The sequence below is a fragment of the Shinella sumterensis genome (assembly GCF_004514425.2).
GTDB lineage: Bacteria > Pseudomonadota > Alphaproteobacteria > Rhizobiales > Rhizobiaceae > Shinella > Shinella sumterensis.
Genome location: NZ_MYFN02000032.1, coordinates 1 through 10,000, shown reverse-complemented (window position 1 = coordinate 10,000; position 10,000 = coordinate 1). Strand labels below are relative to the sequence as shown.

Annotated in this window: 6 protein-coding genes and 1 pseudogene (1 of these 7 cut by a window edge); all 7 read right to left on the bottom strand. The window is 63.8% G+C overall.

From position 1 onward, the window contains the following. Positions 1-2,601 carry the 5' portion of an ATP-dependent chaperone ClpB gene (gene clpB, locus B5M41_RS26300; RefSeq protein ID WP_134652892.1) on the bottom strand. The gene continues 6 nt to the left of window position 1, outside the view, so 2,601 of the gene's 2,607 nt are visible here — the first part of the coding sequence; it begins with the start codon at positions 2,599-2,601; the stop codon falls past the left edge of the window. A 253-nt stretch (positions 2,602-2,854) separates the two neighbouring features. Then, the gene (locus tag B5M41_RS26295) at positions 2,855-3,511 is read right to left on the bottom strand and encodes a DUF4167 domain-containing protein (RefSeq protein WP_134652894.1); all 657 of its coding nucleotides are present in this window, start codon (positions 3,509-3,511) and stop codon (positions 2,855-2,857) included. 330 nt (positions 3,512-3,841) lie between these two features. Next, on the bottom strand, positions 3,842-4,711 hold the full coding sequence (gene prmC, locus B5M41_RS26290; RefSeq protein WP_134652896.1) for a peptide chain release factor N(5)-glutamine methyltransferase: 870 nt from the start codon (positions 4,709-4,711) through the stop codon (positions 3,842-3,844). Beyond that, entirely contained in the window at positions 4,708-5,793 is a 1,086-nt protein-coding gene (prfA, locus tag B5M41_RS26285; RefSeq protein ID WP_134652898.1) for a peptide chain release factor 1, read from the bottom strand. Before prfA ends, prmC begins: the two co-directional genes overlap by 4 nt. A 22-nt stretch (positions 5,794-5,815) precedes the next feature. Further along, positions 5,816-8,083 carry a phosphoenolpyruvate--protein phosphotransferase gene (gene ptsP / locus B5M41_RS26280; RefSeq protein ID WP_134652900.1) on the bottom strand — a complete coding sequence of 756 codons (2,268 nt, stop codon included), beginning with the start codon at positions 8,081-8,083 and terminating at the stop codon, positions 5,816-5,818. Positions 8,084-8,169: 86 nt separating this feature from the next. Beyond that, positions 8,170-9,444 (bottom strand): aspartate kinase, encoded by a 1,275-nt coding sequence (locus B5M41_RS26275; RefSeq protein ID WP_134652902.1) that lies wholly within the window; start codon positions 9,442-9,444, stop codon positions 8,170-8,172. Between the two features lie 305 nt (positions 9,445-9,749). Beyond that, a pseudogene (locus tag B5M41_RS26270) lies at positions 9,750-10,000 on the bottom strand (carbohydrate ABC transporter substrate-binding protein); the annotation flags it as partial.

Below are 10,000 nucleotides of genomic sequence, written 5' to 3'. Positions count from 1 at the left end.
CGCCTTGCTGACCGCCGCACCGCGCGGCGCAAACAGCAGGCGATCGGAGCCGGCCGTGACATTGACGATCGATCCGTCCGGGATGTCGCCCGCCAGGATCTTCTCGGCGAGCGGATCCTGAAGGTGCTTCTGGATCGCGCGCTTCAGCGGACGAGCGCCATAGACCGGATCGTAGCCCTTCTCCGCCAGCCAGTGCACGGCCTCCTCGTCCAGCTCGAGAACGATCTTGCGATCTTCCAGAAGCCGGCGCAGGCGGGCCAGCTGGATATCGACGATCGCACCCATTTCCGACCGCCGCAGGCGGTGGAACAGGATGATCTCGTCGACGCGGTTCAGGAATTCCGGGCGGAATGCCGTCTTCACGACATCCATCACCTGGTCGCGAACCGTGTCGCTGTCCTCGTTCTCGCCAAGCGCCGTCAGGTATTCGGCGCCGAGGTTCGAGGTCATGATGATCATCGTGTTGCGGAAGTCCACGGTGCGGCCCTGGCCATCGGTCAGGCGACCATCGTCGAGAACCTGCAGCAGCACGTTGAAGACATCGGGATGCGCCTTCTCGATCTCGTCGAACAGCACGACCTGGTAGGGCCGGCGGCGGACGGATTCGGTGAGCGCACCACCTTCCTCATAACCGACATAGCCGGGAGGCGCACCGATCAGCCGGGCCACGGAGTGCTTCTCCATGTATTCCGACATGTCCATGCGCTGGATCGCCGTCTCGTCGTCGAAGAGGAAGCGGGCAAGCGCCTTGGTCAGCTCCGTCTTGCCGACGCCGGTCGGACCGAGGAAGATGAACGAGCCGATCGGCCGGTTCGGATCCTGCAAGCCGGCGCGGGCGCGGCGCACGGCGCGCGAGACCGCCTGCACGGCATCGCCCTGGCCGACGACCCATTTGGCGAGATCGTCTTCCATCCGCAGCAGCTTGTCGCGTTCGCCTTCCAGCATCTTGTCCACGGGGATGCCCGTCCAGCGGGAAACCACATGCGCGATGTTGTCGGCGGTCACGACCTCCTGCACCATCGGATCGACATCGCCGGCATCGCTGCCTTCGGCTTCCTCCAGCTCCTTTTCGAGCTTGGGAATAATGCCGTAGGCGAGTTCGCCCGCACGCTGGAATTCACCCTTTCTCTGCGAAATGGCGAGTTCGTTGCGCAACTCGTCGAGCTGACGCTTCAAGTCGGCGGCACGGCCGAGCTTGGACTTCTCCGCCTGCCAGCGGGCCGTCAGCGCGGAGGCTTCCTCCTCGATCGCCGCAAGGTCGACTTCAAGCTTTTCGAGACGATCCTGCGATGCGCGGTCGGTTTCCTTCTTCAGGGCCTCGCGCTCGATCTTGAGCTGGATGATGCGGCGGTCGAGCTCGTCGAGTTCTTCCGGCTTGGAATCCACCTGCATGCGCAGCCGCGAGGCGGCTTCGTCCATGAGGTCGATGGCCTTGTCCGGCAGGAAACGATCCGTGATGTAGCGGTTGGAAAGCGTGGCAGCGGCAACGAGAGCCGAATCGGAGATCCGGACCTTGTGGTGCTGCTCGTACTTCTCCTTCAGGCCGCGCAGGATCGAGATCGTGTCCTCGACGGTCGGCTCGTCCACCATGACAGGCTGGAACCGGCGGGCAAGGGCCGCGTCCTTCTCGACATGCTTGCGGTACTCGTCGAGCGTGGTGGCGCCGACGCAGTGCAGCTCACCACGGGCAAGCGCGGGCTTGAGCAGGTTGGATGCGTCCATGGCGCCATCCGCCTTGCCGGCGCCGACCAGCGTGTGCATCTCGTCGATGAACAGGATGATCTCGCCGTCTTCCGCCTGCACTTCGGCAAGAACGGCCTTCAGGCGCTCCTCGAATTCACCGCGGTATTTCGCACCGGCGATCAGTGCGCCCATGTCGAGCGCCATCAGCTTCTTGTCCTTGAGGCTTTCCGGCACATCGCCGTTAACGATGCGCAGCGCAAGGCCTTCGGCGATCGCGGTCTTGCCCACGCCGGGCTCACCGATGAGAACCGGGTTGTTCTTGGTGCGGCGCGACAGGACCTGGATCGTGCGGCGGATCTCGTCGTCGCGGCCGATGACGGGATCGAGACGGCCTTCGCGCGCATCGGCAGTCAGGTCGCGGGCGAACTTCTTCAACGAATCGAAGCCCTGCTCGGCGCTCGCCGTATCGGCGGTGCGGCCCTTGCGGATGTCGTTGATGACCTGGTTGAGCTTCGCGGCCGTCACGCCGGCCTTCGCCAGAATGTCGGACGTCGCGGCGGATTTTTCGATGGCCAGCGCCAGCAGCAGGCGCTCGACGGTAACGAAGCTGTCGCCCGCCTTGCTGGCGGCATCCTCGGCCGTGGTGAAGACTTTGGCCAGCGGCTGCGACAGGTAGACCTGCCCGTTGCCGCCGGAAACCTTCGGCAGCTTGGCAAGGGCGGCATCGTTGGCGATCCGCGCATCGCGCGCATTGCCGCCGGCCCGCTCGATGAGCGAGGTCGCCATGCCCTGCTCGTCGTCGAGCAGCACTTTCAGTACATGTTCGGGGGTGAACTGCGGATTTCCGTCGGCAAGCGCCTTGGTCTGGGCGGATTGCAGGAAACCGCGAACGCGTTCGGAGTATTTCTCGATATTCATATAGGCCTCCATAACTCGGCCGGCCCTTCAGGCACCGGTCGATGATTCAGGATAAGGCTCCCTCAAAGGCAAGCCTCTCATCGTCGCGAGGGCCGGCTCTGCTGCCGGCCGATCGCCTGTGAGGAATATGGTGGCGAATTTTTCGGAATTAAAGGAGCCCAGGCTACGGCACCGCAGATTTTTCCGGCCCTTGCCGAAACGCAAGAACCCGGCGCGAAGGCCGGGTTCTGCAATGCGTAAAGGCAGGGTCCACCTATTCGGAGGCGGTTTCAAGGGCGGGGGCATCGTCGCCGCCGGACTGGCCGTCCTCGCCACCTGCGGCCTGGGCCTCGCCGCGACGCGGGCGGCGCGGACGGGCGGCAGTGCGGCGACGCGGTGCACGGCCGGCGGCCGGCGCAGCGCCTTCTTCTTCGAGCGCCACTTCCGCGGGCGTTCCCTCGATGACCGGCTGCGGGCCAGAGCCATCGACGACGGGTTCTTCAACGGCGACAGCGGCGGCAACCGGAGCCTGCTGCTCCTCGCCATGTCCGCCTTCGTCGTCGTGATCCCGGTCGAAACCATCGCGATCATTGTAATCGTTGCGGTCGCCGCCATCGTGGCGGTCTTCACGCGGAGCGCGCTCCTGCATCTGCGCCTGCGCGGCAGCGATGATGCGGTTATAGTGCTCGGCGTGCTGGAGGTAGTTTTCCGCGATGACGCGGTCACCGGCGCTCTGGGCGTCGCGGGCCAGGGCTGCATATTTTTCTGCAATATGCTGGGCCGTGCCCCTGATTTTCACATCCGGACCAGAACTGTCATAAGTTCGCGTCAACGGATTACCACCCTTGCGGTGGTTGTTGTTGTTATTGTTATTATTATTGTTGTTGTTATTACGCCCGCGGCCGCGCTTGTTTTGCTGTCCTGGCCTCATATGTCACTCACCTAACGTATCCATGTATCGATGATTCATGTATCTGCAGCCTGATCGGGACACGCCAGATCAAGCATCCTTACCCGCGGGCAAACCACGCCGGCCGGTGGTCCTGTCGCCGTAAGACGTCAAATTAACAGGTACCCGCACAGGGAAGCCTTCAACCCTAGCAACTCTTCGAGAGAGCAATCCTCACGATCGGGTCACGCGGCACAAATCGCTGCGCCATGACCTCTTGCCCAGTGCGTGGCCGCAACCTATCCCGCTTCCTTCACAATTCCAAGCTTTTTCTTTGCGACTGCGGAATTTGCTGCGCTGCGGCAGCATGGCCTACAAAGACACTGGCTTCGAAAAGACGAGGACACGATCATTGCCGCCAAGATCCTCTACCGCTGCGATTCGCGCAAAACCTTTTTCGCGCATGATCCCGGTAACGGATGCCTTTTGGTCGTAACCGATCTCGTAAGCCACCAGGCCGTCCTGTGCGAGGTGATCGGCAGCTCCGGCCGCAATGGCGCGGTAGGCATCAAGCCCATCGTCACCGCCATCCAGCGCCAGAATCGGATCATGCAGCCGGACCTCTTCGTCCAGCGTCTCGACCACGGAATGCACGATATAGGGCGGATTTGACACGATGATGTCGAACACCCCGGTCACCGCCGCAAACCAGTCGCTTTCGACCACGTCGAAGCGACCCGCGAGACCATTCATATCGGCATTGCGCATGGCCGTTTCAAGGGCGCCGCTGGAAACATCCGCGCCGACGCCAGTTGCGCCCGGCACCAGGTCGAGCAGGGCGAGACAGATTGCCCCCGTGCCGGTTCCAAGGTCGAGAATGCGGCAGGCGCCCCGATCGGACACGAACCGGCGCGCATGGGGCACGAGCGTGTCCACGAGGATCTCGGTGTCCGGCCGCGGTTCGAGTGTATCAGGAGAAAGCATGAGGTCGAGCCGCGAGAACGCGCGGCGGCCGAGAATGCGATGCACCGGTTCACGCTTGGCGCGGCGCTCGATCGCACCTTCAATCATTGTCATCTGTTCGCCGGTCAACGAGCGGTCCCCATCGACAAGGAAGGCCGTGGACGACAGATGCAGAAGGCCGTCGAGCAAGGCCCGTGCGTCGCGCGCCGCATCCGCAATGCCCGCATCTTCCAGGCGGCGCCGCGCCGCGGCAAGCGCCTCGGCAAGCGTCGTGCTCATGCCCGGCCCTGTTCGCCGAGCTGCGCCAGAAGGCCCGCCTGATAATCCGCCAGCAGCGCATCCACCACCTCGTCGATCTCGCCCATCATCATGCGATCGAGCTTGTAGAGGGTGAGGTTGATGCGGTGGTCGGTCACGCGTCCCTGCGGGAAATTGTAGGTCCGGATGCGCTCGGAACGGTCACCGGAACCGACCTGGCTCTTGCGGTCGGCGGATCGTTCGCTGTCAGCGCGCTGACGCTCCATGTCGTAGAGCCGCGAGCGCAGGATCTGCATGGCCTTGGCGCGGTTCTGATGCTGCGACTTCTCCGAACTCGTCACCACGATGCCGGTCGGAAGATGCGTGATGCGCACCGCCGAGTCCGTCGTGTTGACGTGCTGCCCGCCGGCGCCGGATGAGCGCATCGTATCGATGCGGATATCTTCGGGCCGCACCTCGACGTCGATCTCCTCCGCCTCGGGCAGCACGGCGACCGTCGCCGCCGACGTGTGGATGCGCCCGCTTGCCTCGGTTTCCGGCACGCGCTGGACACGGTGCACACCCGATTCGAACTTCAGCTTGGCGAAGACGCCGCGGCCGGTGATCGTCGCAATGATTTCCTTGAAGCCGCCGGCCTCGCCTTCGCTCGAGGAGATGACCTCCACCTTCCAGCCATTGGCCGAAGCATAGCGCTCGTACATGCGGAAGAGATCGCCGGCAAACAGCGCCGCCTCCGAGCCGCCCGTGCCCGCGCGGATCTCGAGGATCGCACTCTTCTCGTCGGCGGCGTCTTTCGGGAGAAGCAGGATCTGCATCTCCTTTTCGAGCGCCTCGAGCCGCTGCTTGAGTTCCGGCAGTTCCATGTCCGCGAGATCGCGCATCTCGCGGTCGGTCGTCTTGTCCGCCAGCAGCGCCTCGAGATCGGCGATCTCGCCCGCAACCTTTTCGTATTCGCGCACCTTGGTCACGACCGGCTGAAGCTCGGAATACTCGGAGGCGAGACGGACATAGGTCTCCGAATCCGGACCCGCCGACATGCGCGCCTCGATCTCGCCGAAACGGCGTTCGAGTTCGCGCATCTTTTCAACGGGAAGCTTCGCCACCGTTCAGACTCCCATCATTTCTTTAAAGCGGAATGCCGTTCTCGGCCGCGAAATCGGCGAGGATCTGGCGGATGGAGGCCGTCGGCCGCACATCGTCGAGCGCTGGAATCAGCACCGATTCCAGCTTGGCTACATCGAGCGACAGCAACATTGACTTGACCGGCCCGATCGCCGCGGGCGACATCGAGACCGAGCGGAAGCCGATACCCAGCAGCGCCATGGCCGAAATCGGCTTGCTCGCCATCTCGCCGCAAAGCGTCACCGAGGTCTCGTTGCGCTCGCCGGCGCGCACGATATCGCGCAGGATGCGCAGGAACGGGCGCCCGAGCGTATCGAAACGATCGGAGACACGCGCATTGCCCCGGTCGACCGCCATCGCGAACTGGAAGAGGTCGTTCGAGCCGACCGAGACGAAATCGACCTCCGCCATCAGTTCGTCGAGCTGCCAGAGCAGCGCCGGCACTTCGAGCATGGCGCCGAATTGCAGCTTCTTCGGCAGTTGCTCGCCGATCTTCGACTGCCGCTGGATTTCCTTTTGCAGGAGGCCGCGAACCTCGCGCAGCTCGGAGACCTCCGTCACCATCGGCAGCATCAGCCGCAGATCGGCGCCGGCGGCGGCGCGCAGCATGGCGCGAAGCTGCGTGCGCAGCAGGCCGGGCCGGTCGAGCGACAGGCGAATGGCCCGCCAGCCGAGCGCCGGGTTCTCTTCCTCCGCCGCGCGGAAATACGGCACCACCTTGTCGCCGCCGATATCGAGCGTGCGGAACGTCACCGGGCGTCCGGCGGCGTGCTTCAGAACGTTGCGGTAAAAGGCTTCCTGTTCCTCCGCCTTCGGCATCGTCGAGGCGATCATGAACTGCAATTCGGTGCGGAAAAGGCCGATGCCGGACGCGCCGGACTCGTTGAGATGCGGCAGGTCGACCAGCAGGCCGGCATTCATCTGGAGATTGATCTCCCGTCCGTCCTTCGTGACCGGCTCGACGGCGCGCAGCGCGCGGTACTGTTCCTGCCGGCGGGCGCGGAAACGCACCTTCTCCTCGTAGGAACGCTGGAGATCGGGCAGCGGACGCAGGTGCACGCGCCCGTCATCGCCGTCGATGATGATCGCGTCGCCGTTTTCCGCCAGCGCGACCACCCCGGCCGCCTGCCCGACGACGGGAATACCCATCGCACGCGCCACGATGACGACATGGCTGGTGACCGCGCCGTCCTCCAGAACGAGGCCCCGCACGTTCTCGCGCGGATAGTCGAGCAGTTCGGCCGCACCCATCGCGCGCGCAACGACGATCGCATCGTTCGGGAAGTTGCTTGCCGAAAGCTTCGCGCCGTAGCCGGTGAGCTGGCGCAACAGCCGGTTGGCCAGGTCGTCGAAATCGTGCATGCGCTCGCGCAGATACGGGTCCGTCAGGCGGATCATGCGCGCTTTGGTCTCGCTCTGCACGCGCTCGACGGCGGCCTCGGCGGTGAGACCGTTGCGGATCGCCTCTTCGAGCTTCCTCACCCAGCCGCGGTCATGCGCGAACATACGGTAGGTTTCCAGCACCTCGCGGTGCTCACCCTCCATCGACACCTCGCGGCGCGACAGCATGTCGTCGATGGAAATGCGCAGAGATCCGAGCGCTTCGGCCAGACGGCCGAGTTCATGCTCGGAATCTTCATTGAGCAGGTTGGTGACGACGATGCGCGGCTCGTGCAGCACGACATAGCCGAGGCCGATGCCCTCGCCGAAGCTCGCGCCCTCGATCGATACGGGCCGGGACAGGTCGAGTTCCAGGCCGGGCTTGGTGAGCTTCTTCAGCTCGCCGGTCGCCACCATTTCGGCGATCACCATCGCCGTCGTTTCAAGAGCCTCCACCTCGTCCTCGCGATAGGTGCGGCTTGCCTTGTTCTGTACAACAAGCACGCCGAGTGCCCTGCCCGTGCGCAAGATGGGGACGCCGAGGAACGAATGGTAGATCTCTTCGCCCGTTTCCGGGAGATAGGTGAAGGCGGGGTGCGATTGCGCGTCGGAAAGGTTCAAGGGCCGCGCGGATGCGGCGATGGTGCCGACGAGACCCTGGCCCATCTTCAGCTGGGCAAGGTGGACGGCGCCGGGATTGAGGCCTTCGGTGGCATAAAGCTCCAGAACGCCGTCGGAACGCAGCACGTAGACGGAACATACTTCCGCGACCATGTTCTGCGCGATCTGGCGCACGATCTGGTCAAGGCGTTCCTGCGGCTCTAGCGGCTCCGCCATAATTTCGCGAAGCCGCTTGAGAAGAACGCGCGGACCCGCGGAGAGGTCTCTCATCGCGTGGCGTCTCCCGAAAATGACGTTACTCCACCGGCGCATGCCCACGCCGGCGATCCTGAGATCGACGCCGAGTCAGCCGGTGCTTACTTCTTATCGAGACCGTAGACGGAATGCAAAGTCCGAACGGCAAGTTCGGCATAGGGACCGTCGATCAGGATGGAGATCTTGATCTCGGAGGTCGTGATCGCCTTGATGTTGATGCCCTTCTCGGCCAGTGCGCGGAAGGCCGAAGCGGCGACGCCCGCATGGCTGCGCATGCCGATGCCGATGACGGAGACCTTCACCAGGCCCGTTTCGTGCTGGATCACGTCGAAACCGACCTGCTCCTTGGCGGCCTCGAGAACCTTGAGCGCCTTCTCGACGTCGCCGAAGGGGACGGTGAAGGTCATGTCGGTCTTGGAGCCGTCCTCGGAAATGTTCTGGACGATCATGTCGACATTGATATGCGCTTCGGCCAGCGGGCCGAAGATCGCGGCAGAAACGCCCGGCCGGTCCGCAACGCGGCGGAGCGAGATCTGCGCTTCATCCTTGGCATAGGCGATGCCGGTTACGACTTCCTGTTCCACGATCTCATCCTCATCACAAATCAGCGTACCGGGCGGGTTCAGAAGATCGCCCATGCCCGGCGCATCGGGGTCCTCGAAGGAGGAACGAACGAAGGTGCGCACCTTGTGCACCATAGCGAGCTCGACGGAGCGCACCTGCAGCACCTTGGCGCCGAGCGAGGCCATTTCGAGCATTTCCTCGAAGGCGATCTTCTTCAGGCGGCGTGCCTTGGGCTCGATGCGCGGATCGGTCGTATAGACGCCGTCCACGTCGGTATAGATATCGCAACGGTCCGCCTTGACGGCCGCGGCGATGGCGACCGCCGAGGTATCCGAGCCACCACGGCCAAGCGTCGCGACGCGGTTGTCGGGGCCGAGCCCCTGGAAACCGGCCACCACAGCGACCTGTCCGGCGCCCATGCGGCGGATCATCTCCGCGCCGTCGATATCGAGGATGCGGGCCGCGCCATGCGCGTTGTCCGTACGGATCGGGATCTGCCAGCCCTGCCAGGAGCGGGCGTCGACGCCCATCGATTGCAGCGCGATGGCAAGAAGGCCGGCGGTGACGAGTTCGCCCGAGGCGACGATGGCGTCATATTCGCGCGCATCGTAGAAGGGCGAGTTTGCACCCGTCACCTTCGGCATGTTCTGCACCCAGGCCACCAGTTCGTTCGTCTTGCCGGACATGGCCGAAACGACGACCGCCACCTCGTGGCCTGCGTCGACTTCACGTTTCACATGACGGGCCACATTGTGGATACGGTCGAGGTCCGCGACGGAGGTCCCGCCGAATTTCATCACGATGCGTGCCATGGGTATGTACCGCTATTCCATATGTGCGCGCGGGCGCGCGGGAGAAACCGCGGGGTCTCTTAGCCGAAGACCCCGCGCTGTGCAATGCGCAAACTGTACCAATGGGTACGGTGCGGCGGAAAGGCGCTCCGGCGGGTGCGTGTGGTGCGACAAGCGCAGGAATATGAAGGGTGTCTGCACGGGTTACAGGCCATAGCGTATCACCGACCCCGACAAGCAAAAAAGCCCGCACACCTTGGGGTGCACGGGCAAGAGGGATAGATGAAAGCGGCTGCGGGCGAAAAAACCGCCCGCAGCCCCGTCATTTACTTCTGCCAGGATTTGACGAGTTCGTCGTAGTTTACGGTGAGGGGTTTTTCCTTTTCGTTTTCGATCTTGAGCTGTGGAGCGAGGTTGCCCTTTGCGACGGCGTCCTTGTTCCAGTATTCGAGATCGTGCTCTTCGGCGAGCTTGGGGCCCATGTCGCCCTGGACGCCGGCGCGTTCGAGGCGTTCGAGCACCTTCTCCTGCTCGGCGCACAGCGAATCCATCGCCTCCTGCGCGCTCTTGGCACCCG